We start from the raw sequence: 23,511 nt of genomic DNA, 5'->3' as shown, positions 1-23,511 counted from the left end.
ATTTCTTGAGGTGCAGCCTTGAGTTCATTTCCCCACTCCTTTGTTGATCCACTCGGCCCGCTTCTGGGCCTGCTCTTGAGTTACTTCCTTGTGCTGGTCACAGGCCGGCGCAGTTGCGCTGTACGTGTGGCCCTTGGTGCGCTTCATGCACTGCGCATAGCCGAGGCGGCGCATGCCTGGATCTGTTTGCTTGGGCTGCCAGTGCTGGCAGGAGATGCACGTGGTCATGCGATTTCCTTCAGCAATGCCTTGAGCTGCTTCAGCTTCGCGGCCTCGCCCGTGGTCCGGCTCTGCTCTTCCTCCAGGGCCAGCGCTGCGGCGTCCACTTCATCCGCCAGGGCGCGCATCTTCTGGGCCAGGCTGCCGAGCACATCGATGGCCGACGCGGGCGCGGCTTGTTGGGGAGTGGCGGGCTTGGCGGGCTGGGTCACGGTCGATTCCTTGGTCTTGGGCGGGGTGGATTGGGCGGCGGAAACAGCGACGCGCTGGTGCAGCGAACCGTGCTCGGTGGATCGGATGAGGTCGGAGTCAGCCAGGGCGCGAAGGCAGCCTTGCAGCGTGTGCCGGTCCAGGCGAGCGCCGGTCGTGCGGTGCAGGGCCTGCGAGATCTGGGCGACGGTCCAGGCCTCGGCGATGGGCACGGCCTGGAACACCTTCTGCGCAATGGCCGTCTGGCCGGCGAGCTTTTGCTTTTGCTTCTCGGGCGTCATGCGGCCTCCTGACTAGGGAAGATGTCCGACAGCTCGATGCCATGGCACTCGCGCCATGCCACAGCAGGCCAGGCCTTGACAGAGCCGTAGCGCGCGTCGACCACGGACACTGCTTGCAGGCCGTACTTCTGCGTTACTCGGCGCAGGTCCACATAGGCGTTCTTCGGGAAGGCCATGCCCGTCGCCTTCTCAACAGCGATCACGGTGGCGTGCTGCTGGTTGCGGCCCAGCTCGTGCTGCAGGCGGGCCACCTCGCGGGACTTTGCCGATGCAGTGGCCATGGCCGTGGCTTCGCGCCGGCTGCCGATCTCTGCCTTGGTAGCGATGGCCTTGTCGCGCTCAGACTCGGCTTGGATACGGGCCTGCTCCGACTCCATGGCCAGGCGGAGGATGTCCATGCGGGACAGCTCGGCCGGCGTCTTTGCCTGGGCGGCCTCCAGCTCCTGCCAGCGCGCGATCACGCGGCGGCGCAGCTGCGTGCTGTAGCCGGCCAACAGGGTGTAGGTCAGCTCGCGGCCAAGATGAAATGCGACGGTGTACCCTCGCGCATCCTTGTCCTCGCGGACATGCTCCAGTTCTGGATCATCTCCAAGAGAGTCCAGCATGGCGCGGATGTCGCGGTTGACGTGGCCCAGATCCTTGCTGGTCAGTTCAGCGATCTCCCGGCTGCTCATGGTCAGCGCGGGCGCGATGTTTTGCAGTGCGTTCATTTCACCAGTCCTTCGAGTAGCGGGATTTCGATTCGGTCTCGGCCTTGGCCGGAGCGGAGAGGGAGGCAGTGGATTCGGTCCAGCGCTGGTACTGGCCCTCGAAGTGCAGCGCGACTTCGCCCTTGGAGCCGCCTCGGTTCTTCAGCAGAGCGGCGCCCTTGATGGACGGCTGGCCATCGACGCCCTTGACGTGGTCCCACAGCGTCAGCACCACGTCCGCGTCTTCCTCGATGGCGCCGCATTCCTTGAGGTCCGACATCTGCGGGCGCGGGTTCGTCCGCTTCTCCACATCGCGGTTGAGCTGGGACAGCAGGATCACGGTGATGCCCAGCTGCTTGGCGGCGCGCTTCAGGCCACGGGTGATCTCTTCCAGCTGGAAGCGGCGGTCCTTCTTCTGGTCGGTGCCCAGCATCAGCTGCAGGTAGTCCACCACCAGCGTCTTGATGCCGTACTTGCGCACCAGGAAGCGGGCCTTGGAGACCACTTCGTGCAGCGTCAGGCCGGGCACGTCGTAGAGATAGAGCGGCAGGTTGCGGATGGACTCCAGCGCCTCGGTGATGCGCGTCCACTCGTCGTCGGACAGCTTGCCGGTGACGATCCCGTCCAGGGGCACGCGGCCCTTGTTGGCTACCGTGCGGTCCACCACCTCGTAGTTCTCCATCTCCATGCCGAGGAATGCGGCTGGATAGCCCTCGGAGGCGTGGAAGCAGGCGATCTGCTGTGCCAGGCTGGACTTGCCAACGGACGGGCGCGCGGCGATCACCACCAGCTTTCCATCGCCCAGGCCGTTCGGCATCATCCGGTCCAGGTACGGGATACCGGTGGGCCGTCCGGCCTTGGTCTCGCCATCGGCACGGCCCACCAGGCGGTCGATGAACTCGGCGGCGAACGCAGACACCGGCAGCGGGTCACCGCCAATGCGGTCAGCCAGCACGCTCTCCAGCGCAGCGACGGACTGGCCCACGCGCTGCTCGATAGCCAGCGTCTCGTCGGACACGAAGCCCGACACCTGGAACGCCGCGGTGCGCAGCGCGCGCTGCTTGGCGTAGTTGGCGATGATCTCGGCATGGCCGGGGACCGCGCGCACTGCGGAGTAACTCTGCGCGATGTCGTTGACCTCGACCAGATCCACTTCATGGCCGCGCAGGTGCTCCATCACAGCCACCGGGTCCACGAACTTGCCGGCCAGGATCAGCTTCTGGGCGGCTTCCCAAACCAGGCGATGCAACGGCACGCAGAACGACTCGGCGGTGATGATGCCGGCGGCTGCGTCGTAGGCCTCGGCGCCGTTGCACAGGATCGCGCCCAGCACCGCGCACTCGGCCTCGTTCGAGAATAGCAACTCGTACTCAGGCAGGTCGATAGCGTTCATGCCGCCTCCTGCTGGTCTTCGTTGGCAGCGTCGGCCACGCGCTTGGCCTGCAGGCCTTCGGTCGTCCACTGCGCAGGCCCGTTGGCCTGGATGAACCAGAGCCTGTACCAGCGATCCTTCACCGAGTTCGCGAACGTCGCAGGCCAGTCCTTCTGGCGCTTGTCCTTGCGCGTGCCGGTCGTGTGCTCCTCGCGGAACCGCATCCAGGCCAGTTGCTGCATCTCGTCGCAGATCCCAGCTTTGGCCATGAACGTGCGGATCGCATGGTCATCAGGAACCGGCTTCACGCCCTGCTCCTCGCACTCGGCCAGGTAGGCCTTCAAGGTCTTCTGTCCGGCAGAGGAACGAGACGGCTTGGCCGTCGTGGCGGGCTTGTCCGCCGGTTTCAAGGAATCAGAAGAGAGGGAATCAGGAATCAGAGAATCAGCAGGATTTCCACCGGCCTTGCCTCCGTCTTTAACCGTTACGACACCGTCTATGCCAGGAATCTCCGAGGCCTTCTCGGTGTGGTGTGGGTTTTGGTGCTTGCTCCAGTTGGCTATTTGCACGTAGCGCGAACCGTCAACCTCGTAGCGCACAACGAACTTTGCCTCGTGCAGCTCCTGGAGCATGGCTTCAACATCGACGTTGTCAGCCGGAAAGACTCCGATCTTGATCTTCTTCGGGCGGTCCTCAAGGCGGCCTTCGCGGTCGGCCAGAGTCCACAGGCCAGCGAACAGCAGACGCGTGCCGAAGTTGAGTTCCACGAGGTCTTCGTTCGTGAAGAAGCCGGGCTTGATGTTTCGAGACCTAGCCATGGCTCACCTCGAACTTGTTGGACTTCTTCAGGTTGCCAGCCGCAGGAATCACCTGCAGGTTCGCAGCGACGTGCAGGCCACACACCAGCGCGCCAGCGAGGGGCACGATGTGATCAACGTGATGCTCTTGCCCGGTCTCTTGTGTTGCCAGGCGCGCGGCCTCGTAGACGGCCTTGATCTCTCCTGCGTGAGCCCATGCCGGCATGGCCTTGCGACGGCGCGCACGGCGGGCGGCGGCCTCTGCATTGACTTGTGCAGGGGTCTTCTCGTCGTACCACTGATGGCGTTTGACGATCAGAATCGAGCCAGAAGGCTCCCGCATGATGAAGCCGTTGGCCTGGAGCCAGGACAGCATCTCATCGACATTGACTCCGTCTCGATACGGAAAAACTTCGGCCTTGATCCGAAGTGGACGGTCCTCCAACCGACCTTCTCGGTCAGCGAGAACCCACAGCCCCTCGAACAGGAGCGTGTAGATGGGGTCGGCGACGCCAAGAATCTCGTTCTTGAATAGGCCGGGTTTGATGTTCCGTGCGCGAGCCATGTAATCCTCTTGTGCGCTGGCCGGGTGAGGCCATAAAATGCGCATGTACTTTTGAAGTCCGTCTGAATCCCGGTTGCCGCCGAGACCAGACACAAAGATCGCCTGCCGCCTAACAGCCGCAGGCTTTTTTGTTTGCCCTCCTCATATCGATGCCTTGCGCATTGCGCTGCGACGGTCGTTCTCTGCCTGGCTGATGGGCCGGCCGACAACGCGGAAGTAATTGCAGGGAGTCAGCGCGGCCGGCTTGTACGGCTTGGCTCCGGCCATCACGGACTTGCTGGGGATGTGGAATGCGGTGGGCTTCATGGGATTGCTGCTTTGCAGTTACTCTGGGGTTACCGTTTATTCACGCGGGGGAAACCGAACAGGCGCGCGATGACGCCCTTCTTGGCCTTCTCGCGGCGCTTCTTGATGTCTTCCAGCAGCAGCTGTTTGACTGCCTCGTCAAACGAGATGCCGCGCTCTGCAGCTACAGTTTCGATAGCTGCAATGTCTTCTTCTGCAAAGCCTTCGAGGTCTATGCGGTCCTCTGTGTGCGGCGGTGGCTGCATGTGGTCTCCGTGGGGTTTGGGGCTGGCCTAGACGGCGGCCAGGCGGGTGAATGCATTGCTGTCAACACGCTTTGCGGACATAGGATTTGCCGCATGACGACGCTCACGAATCAGCTCCAGCAGCGCATTGCGATAAATCTCGGCCGGCGCGCCGCCGCCCTCTTCTTGGACCAGCCATTCGAATTCGCGCATCTCTTCTTCATTGAGGCGCAGGAGTGCGTGGGGCTTACGGATGAGGCGGCGGTTGCTGTACGACATGGTTTTGTTGCCCTCCAGGCAGTTCTTGTTGGGTTGAATTCAGGAAAAGGTGCCCGCCACTCGCTGGGCTATGCTGGAAGTTCCGACACAACCAGCGCCAAGGAGGGCGGACATGCACACACGACTTACGGTCGAAAATGCGAACACGGGCACATTGCTGTGCACGTTGGAAATACCGGACACCAGCGGCCCGCAGAACTTGCGGCTCACCGTGGAGATCCCGAAAGAGCGCGGCCGCACACTGGCGCAACTGGAGCTACTGATCCTTCAGAAGGCACGCGACCATCTGGCCCAGATGTGCACGAAGCACCCCGAGAACACACAGCCGTAGCCGTATCCGATTCCAGGAACTGGTATCGAGCGCAACCATCGCAGCCATGGATAGGTGGCGAATGGCCGAGGCTGCGCCGCGCATCAACCTCGCGCCAGAGAGCGTCTTGCTCCCTGGCCTCGCGGCGCTCCTTCAGCCGGCGCGCGCCCTCGGGGATGGGTCCACCGAATCGGTATTGCGGCTCAGCCATGGGCCTGCTCCTTGGGCAGGGCGGCCGAGGACGCCTCTCTAGAATGAAGATTCCACACACCATTCACAGAAAGGGCCTCGGCCATGAGCAATACAGAGAGGCGCGTAACGCAGCGCGGGACGGTTTTGATGTTCGACATGGAGGGCAACGAGTACAGGGTTGCGGTCACTCAGACCGAAATTCGCCAGTTGTTTTCAGAGGGCTGGTCTCAGTGGATGGACGATCAGCGCTCCCTTCGATGTGGGCAGGGTCCCGTGAATCAACTACCCGATGGGTCGTTTCAAATAGCGTTGACAGGGACACAGATCTATCCACGGTCCCGACTACCTGGGACGAAACCGGAGTAGCCACCAGGGAGAACTCGCGCAGAACCCTCTGGGCAGGCTCGCCGAACTCATGCGGCATCACGTACTCGGCCCGGACGCGCGGGATGAGTGTTCCGTCCTCACCTTGGGAGATGCGGAACGACACCAGGTGGTCCGTACTCAGGCCCATCGCCTTGCACAGATCGATCACGAAAGACTTGTGTGGCTCAAACATTGCTGGCCTCCTTGGGCTGGGCGGCAGATGGAGCGATCCAGTAGCGATCCCAGTCATTGGGGCGAAGCTCATCCAGGCGGATTCCGGTCAGCTCACTGACGCGGATGCAGTACCGGGGCGGGACGCCGTTGGAAGCCCAGCTCTGGACCGATTGGTAGGTGGGTGCCTGGACCTTGCGCTGAGCCTCAACAGGCCCGCCAAGGAGCTTGATCGCCTTGATGGCGACATCCTTCATGGATGCCTTGTCGTCTTCGGTGGTTGCTGTGGTCATGCGTTGGCCTCTACAAGATTTACTAGCAATGCTAGCTGATCTTGTATAGACCCGCAAGCCCTCACAAGGAATACTTGTCAAGATGTCGATTCACACAACGATCAAGCGGGAGCGCGAGGCCAGGGGCTGGTCCATGGAGCTGCTCGCCAAGAAGGTTGCCGAGGAAGAGCGCGCCGCCAAGCCGCTGGCGTGGCAAACGGTTCAGCAATGGGAGAAGGAAGGCGGAACCGCTCCGAAGCGCAAGCGGCTGGAGATAGTCGCGCGGCTCTTCGGCATGACGGTTGCGTCTCTACTGGGGGAGACGTCAGACGCCGATTCGTCAGAGTTCGTTGAGGTAGCCAGGCTTAGCGTAGAGGTTGGCGCTGGTCCGGGCCGCGTCAACGACATCGTTGAGAAGATGGGTGTACTTCACTTCCGCCGAGATTTCTTGAAATCTGCTGGAGTTAGCCCAGAGAATGCGGCAATCGTCTCGGTTAAAGGGACTTCGATGGAGCCGTCAATTAGCGATGGGTCCATATTGCTACTCAACAGGGCCGATAAAGATCCTAGGCAAGGATGCATTTACGCATTTTCTTGGGATGGCGAAATGTTGGTTAAGCGATTCCAGAAAATAGATGGAGTATGGAATGCTGTTTCTGACAATGCTGACAGAAAGCTCCACCCCAACATTGTCATTGATGGAAAGTGCGAGGCGCTGATACAGGGGCGTGCACTTTGGATGTGCACAAAGCTCTGAAAATTAGGAGAGAAGGATGAAGAAGGCTTTGATTGCGACTGGTGCTATTGCTGTGGCTGCCCTGGTACTGGTGGCCGCGAACTATCACATCGTGACTGGCTCGACTGTGAGCGGTGTGACCTTCCAGAAGAAGATGTCCATGAGCCTGTCCGAGACCTTCGTGAACCTCGACTCTGTGGGCAACATGCCGTTGATCGTGGCTCGCTCTCAGTACCCGATGTTCGTGGCGTCGATGGAGCGCGCAATAACCGCCACAGAGGACGCCTTGGTCAAGGCCTGTGGCAAGGACATCCAAGTGGGCATGAGCAAGGGCGTAGTCCTGCACCGCTGCGGCCAGCCTGCCAACGTCGAAACGGCAGACTTTGAAGTGGAAAAGATGCGCTGGCGTTCGGGGCTCTTGGTGCATGTGCAGCACGGCCTGGTCACCTACGTCTCTGTGCGCTGAGCGCAAGGCCGACGCCGCGAGGTTGTAGGGTGGTGGGGGGTTCATGCAGATGTGTGTGGACTAGGAGTGCAGCTGTAGGATGCCGCGCTGAGATGACCGCCTCACTGGGAACTCATCTAGACTGAACTAGTCAAACTCCTAGACTGAAGGACGTTGACCAAGTTGGCACGTGCAGACTTGGGCCTCCCTGTTCACCACACAAAAAAATGGCTTAAATTTCAGTTATCCACACTGTCCACAGAATTTTGTAGCTAAGATTCGCCACACATAAAAACGGCTGCCCACAGGTGACATGTAACAGAAGGCTTCGACCTTCGACCTGTTCGGCGGCCAATTTTTTTTGCGAGACATGAACACTTGCTACGCTGTCCTCATTGATGGCGGCTTCGCCAAGCGGAAGTTAGGCACAGCCCCCAATCCAGCCACCGCAGAAACCTTCGATGAGCTCGTCAAGCGCATCGCAGGGTCTCCAGAGCTCGAGGCTATCAGGCTGCATCGCGTCTACTACTACGACTCCATGCCTCTTGAAGCTTCAGCGGAAAAGCCGCTGGAGGGGGGAAGCCTTGAGTTCGGCAAGCAAGAAATTGTAGGGCGCTCCAAAAAATTGTTTTCGCTGCTCAGCAGGCTGCCCATGTTCGCTGTGCGCCTCGGGGAGCTCAGCTTCAACGGCTGGACTGTCAACAACAGGAGGCTGGACAGGGCCCAAGGAAAACAGCTGACGATTTCTGCAGAAGATCTGAAGCCGGCAATCACGCAAAAAGGCGTGGACATGCGGATTGGCATGGACATCGCAGCGTTATCCTTGAAGAAGCAAGTACAGATCATCGTGCTGGTCACTGGTGATAGCGACTTTGTTCCATGCATGAAATTTGCGCGTCGCGAGGGAACTCAGCTGTATTTGGTACACCTGGGGCATCGTGTAAAAGATTCCATGTACGAGCATAGCGATCGTGTAATTGAAATCGACCCGCGCCCACTTCAAGAAATATCTAAAGTGGTAAGACAGACCGCCGAGCAACAGGCCCGCGCGGAAGCTCAGGCAGAAGCCGAGGCCGAAGAGGTGTTGGCTAATCTCGAAAAAGAATAGAGGCCTCAAATATTTGCAATCGATTGCAATAAAAGCGCCCGCCACGAGCGGGCTTTTTCATGCCACGATGGCGCCATGACTCCTGCACCCCTTCTCCAGTTCACCAGCGTCCGCACCCGCGTCGATGGCGGGAAGACGCTCATCGGGCTCAAGCACACGGCCAAGACATCGGCCGGCCTGCCCGTCTCCACCGCCTGGATCGAGATGCCGCCAGAGGACGTTGAGCGGCTCATCAAGACGCTGCAGGACGCGCTGGCCGAGCTGGGCCGCGAGTAGCTGGCGTCAACACGTCGGGGCGCGGCGCGCGTCCGGGGGATGCTTGCAGACGGGTCTTGAGTCGGCAAGGATTTTGTGTAAAATACGAGGCTACAACCCCCATGTCTTAGACATGGGCTGCGGGGCCCCTTCTGGGGCCCTTGCTTTTTGTGGGGAGAGTTGATGACTTACCGTACAAGCGTGTACGTAGATGGCTTTAATCTCTACTTTGGCGCCCTCAAGGGGACGCCCTACAAGTGGCTCAACATCCGCGCCATGTGCGAGCACTTGCTGGATCCTCACAACCAGATCGACACAATCAAGTACTTCACCGCCTTTGTGTCGGGAACCCCAGCAGATCCAGACAAGCCCCACCATCAGCAGGCCTACTTGCGCGCCCTCAGGCATGTGTGCCCAGAGACGCAGGTCATCAAAGGACTGTTCCGGACTTACGAGGTGACCAAGCGCCTAGTCACGCCGATCAACGGAGCGAAGCATGCAAGAGTGCTGGAGACCACAGAAAAAGGCTCCGACGTGAACCTAGCGGTGCATCTTCTGAACGACGCTTGGCTGGACAAGTTTGACTGCGCGATAGTGATCTCTGGCGACAGCGATCTGGCAGAGTCCATACGGCTTGTCAGAAACCACCATCCAAAAAAAGTTGTTGGCGTCATCGCTCCGGGAAAGCGGTCGATGTCCAAAGAGCTGATCAAGGCTTCAAACTTCATCAGGGCCGTGAGCACCTCAGCCCTATCCTCTTCGCAGTTTCCAGACACTATCCCAGGAACATCCATCCACAAGCCCAGCGATTGGTAGGCACCACCCCGGCGCCATCGGCCAACCGAGTCGCCCCACCCCAACACAAGCCCCGCGCGACGGGGCTTTTTTGCGTCTGCGCCCCAGCGAAGAAAAAGCAGCACGTTGGATTTTTTTGTGCGCCTCCGCTAGTTTTACTTGCGTGCTAGTTTTTCTTGTGGCAAAGTACATCCCATCGCAGCAACAAACGCCCCAGGGCGGCTGCGGAGGGTGTCACGGGATCGGCCGGGCGCTGACTGGTCTTTAACAACAGAGGGCTACAGAGAGATGCGGAAGGCCCGGGCTGACGGGCATGGGTGTACGCATGGACGCTCAATCCTGGCGCGATCCGAATGGTGCTAGGGCGTGGGTACGCATCCGCAGAGGGTAGGTCGGCTCTTCCGACATGCGACGGTACATGTGAAGCCGGGGATCAGCACCGGCCCGCATCTCTCTGTAGCTCTCCTGGTGTGATTTGGAGAGGCGGCCTGCATGACTGGATCTGGCCGGCTAGTACCCGGTTCTGTCAAAGATGCGCTGACACGAGGGCATAGCGCTTGCCCAGACAGGAGCGCAAACACATAGCGGTGAAGGTAGCCCAGGCTGTCTCCCCAAATCACACCAGACCAGAAGGATGAACAGGCCGCAAGGCCCTGCCCCTGTGATCTGTCGGCAGAAGCAAAAGACAGGTGGCGCGAGAACCAACACTCGCGAGCCGGGCCCAGCTGGGGCTAGATCAAAAACGCGTGCTGGAGCCCGCCAATTCCGTCGAATTCGACAGGGTTGGAGTTCGGGGAGATGCCAGCCGTCCACCCTGAACGACATCAGGGGAAAGACCCAAGCGCATTCAGCCGAGTGCGCTTCGTTTTTTCAACAGGAGCAGACATGGCAAAAGTGAAGTTTCCGTACAAAGGCTGGGTGCTGACGCCGGCCTTCAAGCCCGTCGAGAAGACGTTCGTCAAGCAGGCACCCTTCTACGACGACTGGCACCGTGATGAAGGCGGCAAGGCCTACAACGTCAACAGCATCGGCCGCGACCAGGCTGCTGCGATTGCACGAGGCCGCGAGATGCTCGACAAGCAGCAAGCCGCCCTGGACAAGAAGCAGGCCAACATCGAGAAGCGCCGCGCTGCTCTGGACAAGGCCTCTGCCTGACCACCCTCCCCCGGCTCCGCGCCGGGGCACACAAGGAGATGAGAGATGAGATACGCAAGACCGGGCTGCTACTTCCTGCGCGAGATTGCGAAGGACCGGCCATACAGCCTGGGAGGCGAGTCGGACGGCCAGTCGCTGCTGTGCGTCTGGCTGGACACCCATGAGAGATGGTGGATTCCGTTCTCCTGGCTCGACTGATCCCCCGCCCTGGCAAGCCCAGGGCCATCACATCTGCAACTGGGTCCCTCGGGATAGTGCTGCAGCTCTGCCGGTTGCAGTTGTGATGGTTTCCAGCCGCGCGCGCACAGGAGATGGATGCAAGCGATTTGCGCGCACCACGCGGCTCTCTCTTTCCAGCCGGGCCCTGGGGGACTATCTCCAACCCTCCATGACTCCCCAGGCGTGCCGAAAGGCGCCGGCTCTTTCCACCCAGGCTCTGCAATGCAGGGCCTTTTTCGTTTCTGGCCTGCGGGCCGCAAGGAGGCTTCATGCAAGACAAGCACATCACAGGCCCGTGGCGCCGCACATCCGACAACCAGCGCTGGAGCGCCACGCACGCCGGCTTTGGGCAGTCGTGCTATCAGGCCATCCAGGACGAGCGCACCGGCAAGGTGGTTGCCTTGGTCGTGGCCCATGCCGAGCACGACGAGCTCGAGCCTGACACCCGGGCCATTGCCTGCATGGTCGCAACCGCTCCGGAACTGCTGAAGGCGCTCGAAAGGCTGGCCGACGCATACGAGCGGCTGAAGCCCCCGGGATACCCGCTGTCAGATCCTGAAAAGCAGGCTCGCGCCGCCATTGCCAAGGCCACCGGGAGCACGCCATGAACGCCCGCCCCCCATGCCTCGCCAGCCAGGACGCTGATGCCTACGCTCACCAGCATGGCGAGTACGACGCCGAGGACGCTGCTCTTGATGCCTACACCCGAGAGCACTACGGCCCGCCGTTCGCACCTGAGTTCGTGGAAGAGGCGCTGCACAAGGCTCCGTTCTCTACGGCCAAGAAGATCGCCAGCGCTGGCCACTACATGGCTATCTGCAGTGCCATTGATGACTGGCTGCGCGACTTCGCCGAACAGTGCGCCCGCCGCGACATGCAGGAGGCCCGCAATGCTGCCTGACGCCGCAACCGTTGCCCGCCACCCTGCCCTGGCCGAGTTCCGGCTGATGGAGCTTGAGGCCCGCTGCGCAACGCTCGAAGCCGCGCTGCAGCGCCAGTTCGCAGAGCCGATGCCGCCCGAGCTGGTCCGCGCAGCACTCGCAACCCAACCCCAGGCGCTGGAGTTCAGCGCTGACGCTATCTGAGGACACACCATGAACTGGCAACCTGTCGCAAAGGCTCCGATGGAGCCCGATGCAAGCGTGACTTTCGAGAGCAACACATACCTTGTCACCGACGGCCATCACGTGGCGACATGCGACTTTGCCAGGGGGAACGGGGCTGGAAAGCCTTGGGCCGATTGGAGCATGTATGGCGGCATTGGCGCCGGGCTCATCACGCACTGGATGCCGCTGCCTGCGGCGCCGGGGGAGAAATGCCGGACCTGCAGCGGCCATGGTGCAGTGGGCAACATCCTGACGGCCGAGCCTTGTCCGGACTGCACGCCAGCGGCTGCTGCTCCCTCGGCGCATGTCGGCCTGCTGGCTGCCGCTGCGCACATCCAAGCAAAGGCCCAGGCGCATCTTGACGAGCGCGGCAGCTACGACCCAGACACTGGTGCGGTCGAGATGAGCGAGTCGAATCAGGAGTACTTCAACACCCTTGATGAGCTGGCCGAGGAAATCCGCCTGATGGCAGACAAGGCCGCGCCCGCCTCCTGTGACAAGCCGCCTGCCGGCTGGAACTGCAGCCGCACGCCCGGCCATGACGGCCCGTGTGCAGCAGCACCTGCTGCGATCGTAGCCGCCAAGGAGTCCCCATGAGCACCTGCCCATTCTGCAAGCTAGACCCCTACGAGTACGTCGATGTGGGGGTTGGATACGTGCCTGTGGCGGTGAATTGCTGCGACTGGGGCTATTACCTGCTCTGCGGCTGGGGCGACAACGGCCCCGGCAACGGGCAGAAAGCAATGCACGATATGGCCCGGCGCATCCTGCGTTTGCGCCAGTCGCACTCACCCCGCAAGAAAGCCCGCGCGGCGCGACTTCTGAGGAGTCTCGAAGAATGACCCCGCCCATCCAACTCCAACGCCTGCCCCGCCGCAAGAAGCCCGCCCGCCAGCGGGCTTTTTTCATGGTCGCCCTGGTGCCGGTCGTGCTGCTGCTCGCCGCCATGGCCGGCTGCAGCCAGGCTGGCGCACAGGATCCACAGCCCACGGCGCAGGAGCAGCGCATTGCGCGCGCAGCAGCACGGGCCTGCGAGGGCCTCACCCCTGTTTTTGAAAACGGCAGTCACACCTGCCACAAGGAGATTCCATGAGCGATGCAAGCAAGCCCACGCCGGGGCCTTGGATACACGGCAATTGGTTAAAGGCCGTAGAGGGAGGGATTGATGAAGCAGGCTGGTGCGAGGTTTGGATGATCGAGGCGGATGGCGTCAAGAGCCTGCCATTCGTGGCTTGCAAGCACCAAGACATGCAAGCCAACGCTGCTCTGATCGCCGAGGCTGGCACGGTCCACCACGAAACCGGCCTGACGCCGCGCCAACTGGTGGAGCAGCGGAATGCGCTGGTAGCGGCTCTGGCCGGCCTGGATGAAGCCTACTGCCGAGCTGGCACGTCGCTTTCGCGCGACGAGCGCACCGAGGACCGAAAGCGGCTGATCGCCGCCCGCGCGGCCCTGGCCTTGGTGAAAGGAGCGAAGCCATGAGCGAGCGAGACGAAATCTGGGATGCCCTCAAGGAGCACAAGAAATCGAAGTTCGATGAAGACCGCGCGCGCTTCATGAAGCAGGCCAACGAGGAGAACGACGGCGGCTGGAGCATCCACACGGACTACCACTGGTCCCGAATGGTTGCAGGCAGGCGCCTCGACTACTGGCCCAGCAGGAAGAAGTACCAGTACGAGGGGCGCGTGATGCGTGGCGATGTGATCGCCTTCATCAAGAAGAAAGAAGGTCGAGCATGAACTACCTGCTCTACGCATTCCTCTGGTCGCTCTTCGCAGCAGTAGCCCTACTGCTCGCCGCAGCACCACACCTCATCAACTCCGGCGCCTTCTGAGCGCAACCGAGATCACCATGAACACAAACACCGATTTGGCGCTACTGCCGCCCCAAGAAACCGCGCTGCAGGTCTACAGCGCACCGTCAGGGCTTGATCCGTACATCGATCTGATCCGCAAGGAGGCTTTGAGCCACGCTCCTGACACGTCAACGAAGAAAGGCCGCGATCACATCGCAAGCATTGCCTTCAAGGTGCGCAAGTCCAAAACGGCGCTGGACGGGCTGGGCAAACAGCTGGTCGATGACATGAAGGAAGTCCCGAAGAAGATCGACGCCGAGCGCAAGCGTATGCGGGACGCGCTGGACAGCTTGGCGGATGAGGTCCGCCGGCCGCTGACCGAGTGGGAGGAAGCGGAAGAGGCTCGGCAGCAAAAGCACCGTCTCGCTATCGAGCTTATGCAGCAGTCGGTCCAGGGTGCCGAGAACCTGACCTCCGGGACTCTGCGGGAGCAAATCGCGTCGCTGAACGCACAGGTCATTGATGCGGCTTTCGAGGAATACGAGGCCGAGGCCCATCGAGCGAAGGCCAAGGCACTGGAGGGTCTGTCTGCGGCGCTGGAGACGCGCGAGAAGTATGAGGCAGAGCAGGCTGAGCTGGCCCGGCTGCGCGCCGAGGCCGCTGCCCGCGAGCAGAAGGAGCGCGAGGAGCGCATCGCCCGCGAGGCCGCAGAGCGCGCCCAGCGTGAGGCCGAAGCCCGCGCCCAGGCCGAGCGCGAAGCGGTGATCCAGCGCGAGGCGGAGGCCAAGGCCGCAGCCGACAAGCGCGAACTGGAACTGAAGCTGTCGGCAGAGCGCGCCGAGCGCGAGAAGGCAGAGGCCGTGCAACGCGAGCAGCAGGCCAAGGCGGACGCCGAACGCCGCGCCGCCGAAGCCGTAGCAGCCGAACAGCGCCGCGTCGCCCAGCAGCAGGCCGCAGAAGCCGCCGAGGCAAAGCGCCGCGAAGCCGACAAGGCCCACAAGGCTGCCGTCAACCGCGCCGCGCTGGCCGCTTTCGTTGCCGGGGGCATGACCGAGGAATGCGCGAAACAGGCCATCACGCTGATCGCAAAGAAGGCCATTCCGGCCGTCTCCATCACCTACTGAGAAATCGATATGCAAACAGCAACCGAAGAAATGACGCTCATCGACGTGCCGGTGCAGCAACAGGCCGTGCCGGCGGTTCAGCAAGGCGGAATGCTGGCCGCCAACTCGCCCGCCGGTGTGTGGCTGGCCGCTCGCGCTCAGGGCATCAGCACCGACGAGATCGGCAAGATGATGGATCTGCATGACCGCTGGGAGCAGCGCGAGGCTGAGAAGGCCTACAACGTGGCGTTCGCCGCATTCAAGGCGGAAGCCGTTCGCATCGTCAAGGGTCGCAAGGTCACCGATGGCCCTCTGCGTGGCAAGGAGTACGCCGAGCTGCACGACGTTGTTGATGCGGTCACGCCGGCCCTGTCCAAGCACGGGCTCAGTACCTCGTGGAAGCTGACGCGCGACGAGAAGGACTGGCTGGAGGTCACTTGCACCCTGAAGCACGTGGGCGGCCATTGCGAGACAGTCAGCATGGGCGGCCCTCCAGACACTGGCGGCGCCAAAAATCAGCTCCAGGCCAGGGCCAGCACGAAGTCCTACCTGGAGCGCTACACCCTGAAGGCCATTTGCGGCGTGGCAGAAGGCGGCGACGACACGGATGGCAACTCGAAGCCGGCCGCTGTCCCCCTCGAAATCTTGGCGCCAGCGCGCGAGGCCGCAATGAACGGCTGGGCAGAACTGAGCGCGCACATCAAGTCTCTCTCGCCGGAAGCGCGCGCCGCGCTGGAGCCGGAAAGCTACGCCCTGAAGAAAGCAGCCAAGGACGCTGACGCGAAAGGCAAGACAGCATGATCCATCATGACCATGAGCAAGGCAGCGAGGCCTGGCTGGCGGCTCGCAAGGGCTGTATCACCGGCTCGCGCTTCAAGGACTGTCGCGACAAGCTGAAAGGGGGTCAGCCCTCCAAGGCGTGCGTGGCGTATGCGATGGACACCGCCCGCGAGCGGGTCGGCGGTCGCGCTCCGGCGAAGTTTCAGAACGCCGCGATGCGCACGGGCACCGAGCAAGAGCCTCTGGCGCGCTTGGCATATGAGCGCCACACCGGGAATCTTGTTGAGGAAGTCGGCTTCTTCACCACGGAAGACGGTTTCTACGGGCTCAGCCCGGACGGCTTGATCGATGACGACGGAGTGCTTGAGATCAAGACCATGGTAAGCAGTGACACCTTGTTCACGGCAGTTGCCGACGGCGACCTGTCCGCGTACATGGACCAGTGCCTGGGCTATCTCTGGCTGCTTGGCCGCCAGTGGGTGGACCTCGTGCTCTGGGTGCCCGACCTGGGCCACATGACCATCAAGCGCATAACGCGCGACGAGGACGCGATAGAGCAACTGGAAGCCGACCTGATGGCTTTCGCTCGTCTCGTCCAGAACTACGAAAAGACTCTGCGCGCCGCTCTGGCCGAATAAGGAACCACATGCCCAAGCAAATCGGAAACTACCGCGTCGGCCGCGACGCAGAGCTGCGCACCCTTCAAGACGGCACGCCCGTCGCTAGCATTTCGCTGGCCTACAACTACGGAAAGGCCGGCCAGGACGGCAAGCGGCAAACACAGTGGATAGACGCCACGATGTGGGGCAAGCGCGCCGAAACGCTGGCACCCTTCCTGCTCAAAGGTTCCCTGCACTGCTTCACGCTGGACGAGATGCATATCCAGATGTTCAGCCGCCAGGACGGGACGCAGGGCCACAAGCTCGTGGCGCGCGTGCTGGATGTCGAGCTCGGCAGCCGCCAGGAAGGCCAGGCAAGCGCGCCCGCTCCGGCACCAGCGCCTCGGCCTGCCCCAGCACCCGCGCCGCGCGCCGCATCTGGATTTGACGACCTAGACTCTGATATTCCGTTCTAGTCGATGAAAAACAGGACCAACCCAGAAAACTGCAGGGCCTTGAACAGAAAGTACCTTGCCACAGACAAAGGCAAGGCGGCCCGGCAGAGAGCACAAGAACGATACAGAGCAAAGCATCGGCTGAAATTGATAGCTCACGGGAAGGTGGCCTATGCCATCAAGACTGGCGAGCTGCTTAGGCAGCCATGCTGGGTATGCGGCGATGTAGCCCAGGCCCACCACCCGGACTACAGCCGTCCGCTGGACGTAGTCTGGCTTTGCGACAAGCACCACAAGGAAGTTCATGCGATGGAGAGGGAGCTGAGAAGTCAGACCCACATCAACACCAAGCCCGGCAACACGCCGGGTTTTTCGTTTCAGGAGCAGTAATGCCGAACCCGTCCCCATTCCCCACCGCCGCCCGACGCAAGAACGCGTCCATGCGCCACGTTGACCCGGAGATGCTCCAGATCAGCGACGACGCTTACACGGGGGCGCGCGCCGCCCCGGAGGGCAAGTACAGCGAGATCTTCGCGCGCATGAAGCCTGGGCAGTGCATCAAGTGCGAGCCGAAGGAAGCTGCCCCGTTGTCCCAGGCGCTGCGCAAGTGGCTGGAGGTCAATAAGCAGGACGGCCAATTCGAAGTCCGCTCCATGGCCCGCTATCACACAGATCAAAGAGGCCGCGTATGGCTTTTGCCGAAGCAACAGAAGCTCAAGAAGGCCGCGTAAGCAACAAGCCCAAGTGCGTCGAATGCGGAGCTGACACCCAGGTCACAGAAACGCGGCCGGGCGACGGGGCCGCAATCATGCAGCGCAGAACCCGCAAGTGCAAATGCTGCGGGGCCCTGTTCAACACGATCGAGATCTACGCGCCCGATCAGAGCATCCCGAGAAAAGACCGCAGGCCATCCGCCGGCGCCTGACACCCCCCTCCCCCCGAAGCCCTCCCGGTATGCCGCGAGGGCTTTCCTGTTTCTGGAGACCTCATGGACCACCAACCTGTTGCCGCCCTGTACGTCGAGACAGGCGGCGCATATTTCGATCTGCCTGGCGTGGACCCGTGGGATGAGCCCCGGGACGCACGCCGCTATGACGGACCGCACCCGGTAGTGGCGCACCCGCCGTGCCAGCGATGGGGAGCCATGGCAGCCGTCAACTACACCCGATGGGGCGGAGAACACAACCGCCCTGGCAACGATCTTGGCTGCTTCATGGCCGCGGTGCGAGCCGTCCAGCAATGGGGCGGGGTGCTTGAGCATCCTGCCAAGAGCCGCGCATGGGAGCTTCACGGCCTAACAAAACCAACCCGCATCGGATGGCAGGCGTGCAGGTCTGGCGGCTGGGTCTGCGAAGTTTGGCAGTCCGCGTACGGACACCGCGCCAACAAAGCGACATGGCTCTACTACGTGGGGAGCGATCGCCCAAGGGAGCTTTGCTGGGAGCGGCCAAAAGGGACGCACCAGGTTGGTTTCCGCGACCAACGCGGCAAGGCCCGGAACAAGCCGACATTGCCAAGCCGTGAGGCCGCTGCTACGCCCCCCGAGTTCCGAGACCTGCTGCTGTCGATCGCTCGATCAGCACGACGCACCCCATGACCCCGACCCCACCCCATGCCGCGTGCCCGCAGCTGCTGCAGCGCGCAGGCCACGTCATCAACACCACTGCCAGCCACTGGCGCATCACCAAGGAAGCCTCATGACTGCAACAAAGATCCAGCCCGGCGACGACACGCACCTGACATCGCTGATGGCGCCCCACTCCCTGAACTTCGTCACTGGCGCAGATCGTGCGGCACTGCTGGCCTACGGCAGGGACGTGTTTGCCGCGGCGCGCGACTCGAAGTGCCTGGCCCAGATCGAGGAGCCGGCCCAGCCCATTGCCGGATACCGCATCAGCGACCCGAGCGACCCCACGATCAAGCCCTGGCTGTCCGATACGCCCGACGACAACGGCTACACGTCCGAACCGCTCTACGCCGGGGCAGCTCCTGCCGCTGTGGCGCCCTTCGGCTACGTCAACACGCACACGGGCCAGTTTTTCAAGGACGTGGAGCCGTGCCGCCAGGGCAACGAGGGCCACTGGCGCACCGTGTACCTGCAGCCTTCCGCTGTGGCTGGGGCAGCCCCTGCAGGCTGGCAACTCGTGCCGGCCACGCCAACGCGCGAATGGATCGCGTCCGTGGCGGACGGCGGCTACGAAGACTGCGACTGCGCCAGTTTGATCGCCGACATCCTGAGCCGCGCCCCGGCAGCGCCCGCCCTGGAAGCGCCTGCAGCCCCTGCCCCGGCCGTGCCGGATGACTGGCGGCTCGTGCCCGCGAATCCAACAGACGCAATGCTCGGCGCCGCTCAAAAAGCATGGCTAGCAGATCCGCTGCGCCGTTCATCGACTCTGTATGCCGCCGCGCTGGCAGCAGCGCCCCAGGCACCTCGGCTGGGCGAAGTTGCGCTGCATCTGCTCCGCAGGCTGCTCTCCAATCAGCACACGCTCACCGGGCCAGAGTTCCGGGCCGAGCTTGAAAAGATCGTCGCCGAAGAATCCGCGCGTCACGCGGCAGCGCCCCAGGCACCTGCTGCGCCCTCGGGTAGGTACGAGTTGGCCGACGACGGCGCGCACCAGTACCTGGATGGGATTGAGGCCCGGTACAGCATCGAGCGCGAGGACGGCACCACGCTGGCATGGGTAAATGGCGACAAGGCCGCAGCCGAGGAACTGATGGCCGCCCTGCGCCTTCCTATGCCCATCAGCCGCTCCGAATGGATCGCGGAGGTGCGCAGCTTCCTCTGCCAGGGTGGATGGGATGAGGACGTGGCGCTTTCCACCGCGCGCGACCTCTGCGAAGCACAGGATTGGCTTGGGCAGGACATCGAAGAGCCGCGCGACGCAGCCTGGGATGCATTCCGCGAAGACATTGCGGCGCAAGCACGTCGGGCAGCACCTGCTGCGCCTGCAGTGGATACGGAAGAACTCGGAGAATGGGTGGCCACGCTCGAAGTGGACAGCGAGGGAGGCCTCGACTACGAGACCGTGCCCCCGTGCACGCTGCCGCCCGGCTGCTACCGGCTCTATCGCGCAGCCCAGGCCAAGGAAGGCGGCGAAGCATGCTGAGCACCACAGCCTGGGAAAACCACGTCCTGGCCTTCGATCCGTTCGACGGCGATTTCGGCGACCAGGGAGACCGCGTGCTGTCGAACAAGCTGGTCACGGCCCGAAAGCCAGGACCGTGCGCGCATTGCGGCTGCCAGATTGCCCAAGGCGAGCGCGTGCGCAGCATGTCAGCGCGTTTCGACGGCCAGCTGATGTCCTACCGCTGGTGCGCGCTGTGCTGCGAGGCCATGGCCAAGTGCGATGTCGGCGACGACAGCGGTGACGACAGCGACGACCGGGATGCCTGGCAGGACTACGAGGACCGCGCCGGGTTGGCCGCCAAGCGAGCCACAGCCCAGGCAGCAGCCAAGGGGTCGGCATGACAAGGATCGTCTGCCAATTCAGCTGCGGCGCGGCCTCGGCCGTCGCCACAAAGCTCGCACTGGCCGAGCACGGACGCGATGCATGCGTGATCGTCAATGCTTTCGTGGCGGAGGAACATCCCGACAACCGGCGCTTCCTGCAGGACTGTGAGGCGTGGTTTGCGCACCCCATCACGGTGCTGCGCGACCAGAAGTATGGCGCGAGCGCCGTCGAGGTGTTCCGACGCGAGCGATTCATCAATAGCCCCTCCGGCGCGGCCTGCACCAAGCGCATAAAGCGTGGGCTGCTGGATGCCTGGAAGCAGCCCGGAGATGTGATGGTCTTGGGGTTCACCGCCGAGGAAGCTGACCGCTTCGATGACTTTCAGGTGCGCAATCCAGACCGCCCAGCACTGGCGCCGCTAATCGACAAGGGGCTGACGAAGGCCGACTGCCTGGCCATGGTCGAGCGCGCTGGCATGGTGCTGCCGCTGATGTACCGCATGGGCTACGCCAATGCCAACTGCATCGGCTGTGTCAAAGGTGGGCTGGGCTACTGGCGGGCGATTCGCGAGGACTTCCCCGAGCAGTTTGAGGCAGTGGCCCAGGTTGAAGCGCTGATCGACAACCCGAACGCGTGGATTCTGCGGCACCGCTCTGGACCGCTCAAGGGGCAGCGCTTCCCTCTACGCGAGTTGCCGCCCGGTCCCGCCAAGCGCGGCGAAATCTTCCCATCTTGCGGCTTGGTCTGCGAGATGGCCGAGCAGGAATACACAGCATGAGCCCCACTGGGCACAAGGAGAGCTGATGACCCAGCACAAAGTCCACTACTACGTTGAGAGCGGCTGGCCCGATGACTACGTCGCTGGCTGCCACATCGAGGAGTACCACGCGTCGACAGCTGACGAGGACAAGGTGACATGCAAGCACTGCCTGCGGAACCTTGCCAATGAGCGCGCCCAGGCGCAGCAGAAAGGACCTGCATTGTGAAAAACCTCATCGCGCGATTCAAGGCCTGGCGCCAGCGCAGGTACTGGCAGAAGCGGCATCTGGAGTTCATCCGCACGATGGTGCTGTCTGACCTGCGGTGGCTGTCGGTCGATCCGGCGGGAAGGGCCATTACAGAGCGCTACGAGAAGCTCACTGCGGCGGATTGGTACAAGCTGGACCACGAACCGATCGAGCAATTCAGGAAGCGCATCGGCATGTGCCCACACGAGAAAGGACAGACCCCGTGACCACAGCACCAACACCCCTGGCTGGCGTCAGCGCGATCCAGCCGAAGTCCCCCGCGGCCGGCTCCGGCTGGGCCCGGGCCGATCACATCCTGGCCATGGCCCACGAACTGGACGCCATGGGCTACCCCTGGCAGGCCTGGGCCCACCAGGAGAACGGCCTCCTTGTCATCTCTGCCGTGGAGAAGCCCGACCCCGAGCCGGGAGAGTTCGACGCGGGCCCCGAGTACCACCTGAGCATCAGCGCCATGGGCAACCGCTGCAGCAGCGCCGACGCCATGTGGGCTCTGGGCCAGTTCGACCTGGCCGACGCCAAGGAAGACAACCACGTCCCCAGCGGGCGCGTGCGCAACTTCTGGCGGCCGGTGGCCGACCGACTCAGCGGCCTCGAATGCCCGTGCCAGGACAGCGAGCCGACCATGCGCGAGGACAAGGGCGACTTCATCTGGAGAGGGGCACCTCGATGATGGCAAGCAAGAAGCCCGAGCACTGGCGCGACAAGCGCGCGCCACACCCCGACGAAGAACCAATCACCTGGCCAGCACCCGCTGGCCTTTGTTTTTGAAAGGCCCGAAAGATGAAAGCCGTCTCCAACACTGCGGCCACGGGAGCCGCCGAAGAAAATGCCGCCGCCATCAGCCCCGAATGGGTATTGGCAAGCAAGTACGAGGAAATGACAGGCGTCACCCGCGAAACCGTCAAGCAGCGCAAGAAAAACGGCACTTGGAAAATCGGCCAGCAGGTCACCGTCGTTTCCCGTCGTCTCTATGTAAACATCAAAGCAGCTGACAAATGGATAAGCGACCAAAGCTCGAAACACCACCTGGCGTAACCGTCCGGGAATTCGCAACCGGCAGCCGGATTCAAATAGCGTTCACATACGAGGGCCGGGAGTGCCGCGAGATGCTCCCAGTCGGTCCCGTGAACAAATCCAGCATCCAGCGCGCCGCAGTTCTCCGCGAAGACATCCGCGCCAAGATCAAGTCCGGAGACTTCGACTATGCCGAGCACTTCCCCGACAGCCCGCGGGCCGGGGTGAGCCGGAAAAAGGCTGGCCTCATGCGTGCCCTGCTCCAGAAGCAACTGGAGACCTACGAGCGCCAGGTACAGAACGGCCAGCTCTCGCCATCGACATACAACGGGTATGCGAAGGTGATCAACGGGGAGCGGATGAAGCACTGGCACGAGGTGCAGGCCTCGGACGTGACACCCAGCATGCTGCGCGAATGGATCACGGAAATGGACTGCACATCGAAGGCGATCCGAAATATGCTGATCCCCCTGCGATCAGTCTTTGAAGACGCGCTCAATGATGGGTTGATCGAATTCGACCCATTCGAGCGCATCGCATTGACTAAGCTGATCCGCCAGACCAGCCGGGCCAGCGACTATGTGGTCCAACCATTCACCCGCGCGGAGCGCGAAGCCATTTTGGTGGCGTGCCGCGAGGACGAGCGCCCAATGCTCCAGTTCTGGTTCAACTCTGGATTGCGTCCGGGCGAATTGCAGGCGCTGCAGTGGGAACACATCGACTTCGACAAGAAGATCGCGCGCATCGTGCTCAACCAGGTGGCCGGCGTCGTCAAGGCACCGAAGACCGAGGCCGGCAAGCGGGACGTGGAACTCAATGCCGAGGCAGTCGAGGCGCTGAAGCAACAGCGCTCGGTCAGCCAGGCCCGCGGCGCCAGGGTCTGGCTGAACCCGCGCACCTTGAAGCCGTGGACCACTGACGCCCAAATCCGGAAGACGCTCTGGCTGCCGGTGATGGAGCGGGCCGGGATCGAGTACCGGAACCCGTACCAGATCCGGCACACCTATGCGTCCACGCTGCTGACCGCCGGCGCCAACCCCTGGTATGTGGCCCAGCAACTTGGGCACGAGGACGTGGAGATGGTTTTCCGGACCTACGGCAAGTTCATCGGCGAGGACTACCAGAAGCCCAGGGCGGAACTGCGGCTCGTCAGCGGGTCGTAGCCCGTGCGAATCGCGTGCGAAATCGGTGCGATTCTGGCGACACCGCA

General features: G+C 62.5%; 41 protein-coding genes and 1 pseudogene. 31 read left to right on the top strand and 11 right to left on the bottom strand.

Going from position 1 to position 23,511, the window contains the following annotated elements; genetic code table 11:
- Window positions 1–24: 24 nt before the first annotated feature.
- From U6958_RS12200 to U6958_RS12160, 9 genes are all read right to left on the bottom strand, one after another.
- A complete protein-coding gene (locus U6958_RS12200; RefSeq protein WP_074923710.1) occupies window positions 25–228 on the bottom strand; it encodes a hypothetical protein in 204 nt (67 codons plus the stop codon).
- On the bottom strand, window positions 225–710 hold the full coding sequence (locus tag U6958_RS12195) for a hypothetical protein (RefSeq protein ID WP_074923711.1): 486 nt from the start codon (window positions 708–710) through the stop codon (window positions 225–227). The genes U6958_RS12200 and U6958_RS12195 overlap by 4 nt, the downstream gene beginning before the upstream one ends.
- Window positions 707–1,420, bottom strand: coding sequence for a Rha family transcriptional regulator (locus U6958_RS12190; protein ID WP_074923712.1), 714 nt, complete (start codon window positions 1,418–1,420; stop codon window positions 707–709). The genes U6958_RS12195 and U6958_RS12190 overlap by 4 nt, the downstream gene beginning before the upstream one ends.
- A gap of 1 nt (window position 1,421) precedes the next feature.
- On the bottom strand, window positions 1,422–2,792 hold the full coding sequence (locus U6958_RS12185) for a DnaB-like helicase C-terminal domain-containing protein (protein WP_074923713.1): 1,371 nt from the start codon (window positions 2,790–2,792) through the stop codon (window positions 1,422–1,424).
- Complete coding sequence (locus U6958_RS12180) at window positions 2,789–3,538, bottom strand: hypothetical protein (protein WP_143044689.1); 750 nt, start codon at window positions 3,536–3,538, stop codon at window positions 2,789–2,791. Before U6958_RS12180 ends, U6958_RS12185 begins: the two co-directional genes overlap by 4 nt.
- A gap of 43 nt (window positions 3,539–3,581) precedes the next feature.
- Window positions 3,582–4,133, bottom strand: coding sequence for a hypothetical protein (locus U6958_RS12175; RefSeq protein ID WP_208607088.1), 552 nt, complete (start codon window positions 4,131–4,133; stop codon window positions 3,582–3,584).
- A gap of 141 nt (window positions 4,134–4,274) precedes the next feature.
- On the bottom strand, window positions 4,275–4,439 hold the full coding sequence (locus U6958_RS12170) for a hypothetical protein (protein WP_167368431.1): 165 nt from the start codon (window positions 4,437–4,439) through the stop codon (window positions 4,275–4,277).
- 29 nt (window positions 4,440–4,468) lie between these two features.
- The gene (locus U6958_RS12165; protein ID WP_074923715.1) at window positions 4,469–4,684 is read right to left on the bottom strand and encodes a hypothetical protein; all 216 of its coding nucleotides are present in this window, start codon (window positions 4,682–4,684) and stop codon (window positions 4,469–4,471) included.
- 27 nt (window positions 4,685–4,711) lie between these two features.
- A complete protein-coding gene (locus U6958_RS12160) occupies window positions 4,712–4,942 on the bottom strand; it encodes a hypothetical protein (protein ID WP_074923716.1) in 231 nt (76 codons plus the stop codon).
- Window positions 4,943–5,054: 112 nt separating this feature from the next.
- Between U6958_RS12160 and U6958_RS12155 the strand changes: the two genes are divergently transcribed.
- On the top strand, window positions 5,055–5,273 hold the full coding sequence (locus U6958_RS12155) for a hypothetical protein (protein ID WP_074923717.1): 219 nt from the start codon (window positions 5,055–5,057) through the stop codon (window positions 5,271–5,273).
- 722 nt (window positions 5,274–5,995) lie between these two features.
- Here U6958_RS12155 and U6958_RS12150 read toward each other — a convergent pair.
- Complete coding sequence (locus tag U6958_RS12150) at window positions 5,996–6,274, bottom strand: hypothetical protein (protein ID WP_016449462.1); 279 nt, start codon at window positions 6,272–6,274, stop codon at window positions 5,996–5,998.
- Window positions 6,275–6,407: 133 nt separating this feature from the next.
- Between U6958_RS12150 and U6958_RS12145 the strand changes: the two genes are divergently transcribed.
- The 15 genes from U6958_RS12145 to U6958_RS12075 all read left to right on the top strand — a co-directional run bounded on the left by U6958_RS12145 (window position 6,408) and on the right by U6958_RS12075 (window position 13,811).
- On the top strand, window positions 6,408–7,010 hold the full coding sequence (locus U6958_RS12145; RefSeq protein ID WP_244160569.1) for a S24 family peptidase: 603 nt from the start codon (window positions 6,408–6,410) through the stop codon (window positions 7,008–7,010).
- A 16-nt stretch (window positions 7,011–7,026) separates the two neighbouring features.
- Window positions 7,027–7,455 (top strand): hypothetical protein, encoded by a 429-nt coding sequence (locus U6958_RS12140; protein ID WP_074923718.1) that lies wholly within the window; start codon window positions 7,027–7,029, stop codon window positions 7,453–7,455.
- Window positions 7,456–7,804: 349 nt separating this feature from the next.
- A complete protein-coding gene (locus tag U6958_RS12135; RefSeq protein WP_074923719.1) occupies window positions 7,805–8,542 on the top strand; it encodes an NYN domain-containing protein in 738 nt (245 codons plus the stop codon).
- 75 nt (window positions 8,543–8,617) lie between these two features.
- Window positions 8,618–8,818, top strand: coding sequence for a hypothetical protein (locus U6958_RS12130; protein WP_074923720.1), 201 nt, complete (start codon window positions 8,618–8,620; stop codon window positions 8,816–8,818).
- A 162-nt stretch (window positions 8,819–8,980) separates the two neighbouring features.
- Window positions 8,981–9,613, top strand: a complete 633-nt coding sequence (locus U6958_RS12125; protein ID WP_016449467.1) for an NYN domain-containing protein — start codon at window positions 8,981–8,983, stop codon at window positions 9,611–9,613.
- An 864-nt stretch (window positions 9,614–10,477) separates the two neighbouring features.
- Window positions 10,478–10,747 (top strand): hypothetical protein, encoded by a 270-nt coding sequence (locus U6958_RS12120; protein ID WP_074923721.1) that lies wholly within the window; start codon window positions 10,478–10,480, stop codon window positions 10,745–10,747.
- A gap of 45 nt (window positions 10,748–10,792) precedes the next feature.
- Window positions 10,793–10,945: a hypothetical protein gene (locus tag U6958_RS12115; protein WP_167368432.1), complete on the top strand. Its 153-nt coding sequence runs from the start codon at window positions 10,793–10,795 to the stop codon at window positions 10,943–10,945.
- 290 nt (window positions 10,946–11,235) lie between these two features.
- Window positions 11,236–11,574, top strand: a complete 339-nt coding sequence (locus tag U6958_RS12110; RefSeq protein ID WP_016454448.1) for a hypothetical protein — start codon at window positions 11,236–11,238, stop codon at window positions 11,572–11,574.
- Window positions 11,571–11,867, top strand: coding sequence for a hypothetical protein (locus U6958_RS12105; RefSeq protein WP_074923722.1), 297 nt, complete (start codon window positions 11,571–11,573; stop codon window positions 11,865–11,867). Before U6958_RS12110 ends, U6958_RS12105 begins: the two co-directional genes overlap by 4 nt.
- On the top strand, window positions 11,857–12,051 hold the full coding sequence (locus U6958_RS12100) for a hypothetical protein (RefSeq protein WP_016454446.1): 195 nt from the start codon (window positions 11,857–11,859) through the stop codon (window positions 12,049–12,051). Before U6958_RS12105 ends, U6958_RS12100 begins: the two co-directional genes overlap by 11 nt.
- A 9-nt stretch (window positions 12,052–12,060) precedes the next feature.
- The gene (locus U6958_RS12095) at window positions 12,061–12,669 is read left to right on the top strand and encodes a DUF551 domain-containing protein (RefSeq protein WP_143044690.1); all 609 of its coding nucleotides are present in this window, start codon (window positions 12,061–12,063) and stop codon (window positions 12,667–12,669) included.
- Window positions 12,666–12,914 (top strand): hypothetical protein, encoded by a 249-nt coding sequence (locus U6958_RS12090; protein ID WP_074923724.1) that lies wholly within the window; start codon window positions 12,666–12,668, stop codon window positions 12,912–12,914. The genes U6958_RS12095 and U6958_RS12090 overlap by 4 nt, the downstream gene beginning before the upstream one ends.
- A complete protein-coding gene (locus U6958_RS12085; protein WP_074923725.1) occupies window positions 12,911–13,165 on the top strand; it encodes a hypothetical protein in 255 nt (84 codons plus the stop codon). Before U6958_RS12090 ends, U6958_RS12085 begins: the two co-directional genes overlap by 4 nt.
- Window positions 13,162–13,554 carry a hypothetical protein gene (locus U6958_RS12080; RefSeq protein ID WP_143044691.1) on the top strand — a complete coding sequence of 131 codons (393 nt, stop codon included), beginning with the start codon at window positions 13,162–13,164 and terminating at the stop codon, window positions 13,552–13,554. The genes U6958_RS12085 and U6958_RS12080 overlap by 4 nt, the downstream gene beginning before the upstream one ends.
- On the top strand, window positions 13,551–13,811 hold the full coding sequence (locus tag U6958_RS12075) for a hypothetical protein (RefSeq protein ID WP_074923727.1): 261 nt from the start codon (window positions 13,551–13,553) through the stop codon (window positions 13,809–13,811). The genes U6958_RS12080 and U6958_RS12075 overlap by 4 nt, the downstream gene beginning before the upstream one ends.
- Before the next feature lie 75 nt (window positions 13,812–13,886).
- Here U6958_RS12075 and U6958_RS12070 read toward each other — a convergent pair.
- Window positions 13,887–13,940, bottom strand: a pseudogene (locus tag U6958_RS12070) (hypothetical protein); the annotation flags it as partial.
- On the opposite strand from U6958_RS12070, the gene U6958_RS12065 reads away from it, so the two are divergent.
- From U6958_RS12065 to U6958_RS11995, 15 genes are all read left to right on the top strand, one after another.
- Window positions 13,924–14,991, top strand: a complete 1,068-nt coding sequence (locus U6958_RS12065; protein ID WP_074923728.1) for a hypothetical protein — start codon at window positions 13,924–13,926, stop codon at window positions 14,989–14,991. The pseudogene U6958_RS12070 and the gene U6958_RS12065 sit on opposite strands and share 17 nt — an antisense overlap.
- 9 nt (window positions 14,992–15,000) lie before the next feature.
- Entirely contained in the window at window positions 15,001–15,771 is a 771-nt protein-coding gene (locus U6958_RS12060; protein WP_143044692.1) for an ERF family protein, read from the top strand.
- Window positions 15,768–16,388 (top strand): lambda exonuclease family protein, encoded by a 621-nt coding sequence (locus U6958_RS12055; protein ID WP_074923729.1) that lies wholly within the window; start codon window positions 15,768–15,770, stop codon window positions 16,386–16,388. The genes U6958_RS12060 and U6958_RS12055 overlap by 4 nt, the downstream gene beginning before the upstream one ends.
- An 8-nt stretch (window positions 16,389–16,396) precedes the next feature.
- The gene (locus U6958_RS12050; RefSeq protein ID WP_074923730.1) at window positions 16,397–16,825 is read left to right on the top strand and encodes a single-stranded DNA-binding protein; all 429 of its coding nucleotides are present in this window, start codon (window positions 16,397–16,399) and stop codon (window positions 16,823–16,825) included.
- Window positions 16,826–16,864: 39 nt separating this feature from the next.
- Window positions 16,865–17,194 (top strand): hypothetical protein, encoded by a 330-nt coding sequence (locus tag U6958_RS12045; RefSeq protein WP_143044693.1) that lies wholly within the window; start codon window positions 16,865–16,867, stop codon window positions 17,192–17,194.
- A gap of 50 nt (window positions 17,195–17,244) precedes the next feature.
- Complete coding sequence (locus tag U6958_RS12040; RefSeq protein WP_143044694.1) at window positions 17,245–17,535, top strand: hypothetical protein; 291 nt, start codon at window positions 17,245–17,247, stop codon at window positions 17,533–17,535.
- 257 nt (window positions 17,536–17,792) lie between these two features.
- Entirely contained in the window at window positions 17,793–18,401 is a 609-nt protein-coding gene (locus U6958_RS12035) for a hypothetical protein (protein ID WP_074923734.1), read from the top strand.
- A gap of 100 nt (window positions 18,402–18,501) precedes the next feature.
- Complete coding sequence (locus U6958_RS12030) at window positions 18,502–19,914, top strand: hypothetical protein (RefSeq protein ID WP_350337309.1); 1,413 nt, start codon at window positions 18,502–18,504, stop codon at window positions 19,912–19,914.
- Window positions 19,908–20,276 carry a hypothetical protein gene (locus U6958_RS12025; protein WP_074921456.1) on the top strand — a complete coding sequence of 123 codons (369 nt, stop codon included), beginning with the start codon at window positions 19,908–19,910 and terminating at the stop codon, window positions 20,274–20,276. Before U6958_RS12030 ends, U6958_RS12025 begins: the two co-directional genes overlap by 7 nt.
- Entirely contained in the window at window positions 20,273–21,037 is a 765-nt protein-coding gene (locus tag U6958_RS12020; protein WP_074921455.1) for a hypothetical protein, read from the top strand. The genes U6958_RS12025 and U6958_RS12020 overlap by 4 nt, the downstream gene beginning before the upstream one ends.
- Window positions 21,038–21,062: 25 nt before the next feature.
- Window positions 21,063–21,245 (top strand): hypothetical protein, encoded by a 183-nt coding sequence (locus U6958_RS12015; RefSeq protein ID WP_074921454.1) that lies wholly within the window; start codon window positions 21,063–21,065, stop codon window positions 21,243–21,245.
- Complete coding sequence (locus U6958_RS12010; RefSeq protein ID WP_074921453.1) at window positions 21,242–21,493, top strand: hypothetical protein; 252 nt, start codon at window positions 21,242–21,244, stop codon at window positions 21,491–21,493. Before U6958_RS12015 ends, U6958_RS12010 begins: the two co-directional genes overlap by 4 nt.
- Complete coding sequence (locus U6958_RS12005; protein ID WP_208607046.1) at window positions 21,490–21,957, top strand: hypothetical protein; 468 nt, start codon at window positions 21,490–21,492, stop codon at window positions 21,955–21,957. The genes U6958_RS12010 and U6958_RS12005 overlap by 4 nt, the downstream gene beginning before the upstream one ends.
- Window positions 21,958–22,067: 110 nt before the next feature.
- Entirely contained in the window at window positions 22,068–22,322 is a 255-nt protein-coding gene (locus U6958_RS12000; protein WP_074921452.1) for an excisionase, read from the top strand.
- Window positions 22,283–23,464 carry a site-specific integrase gene (locus U6958_RS11995; protein ID WP_074921451.1) on the top strand — a complete coding sequence of 394 codons (1,182 nt, stop codon included), beginning with the start codon at window positions 22,283–22,285 and terminating at the stop codon, window positions 23,462–23,464. Before U6958_RS12000 ends, U6958_RS11995 begins: the two co-directional genes overlap by 40 nt.
- Window positions 23,465–23,511 lie beyond the last annotated feature (47 nt).

It is taken from the genome of Delftia lacustris, from assembly GCF_040267515.1.
In the GTDB taxonomy this organism is placed as follows: Bacteria; Pseudomonadota; Gammaproteobacteria; order Burkholderiales; family Burkholderiaceae_C; genus Comamonas; species Comamonas tsuruhatensis.
The sequence above is the reverse complement of the archived record's forward strand: the minus strand, read 5'-3'. Positions and strand labels throughout refer to the sequence as shown.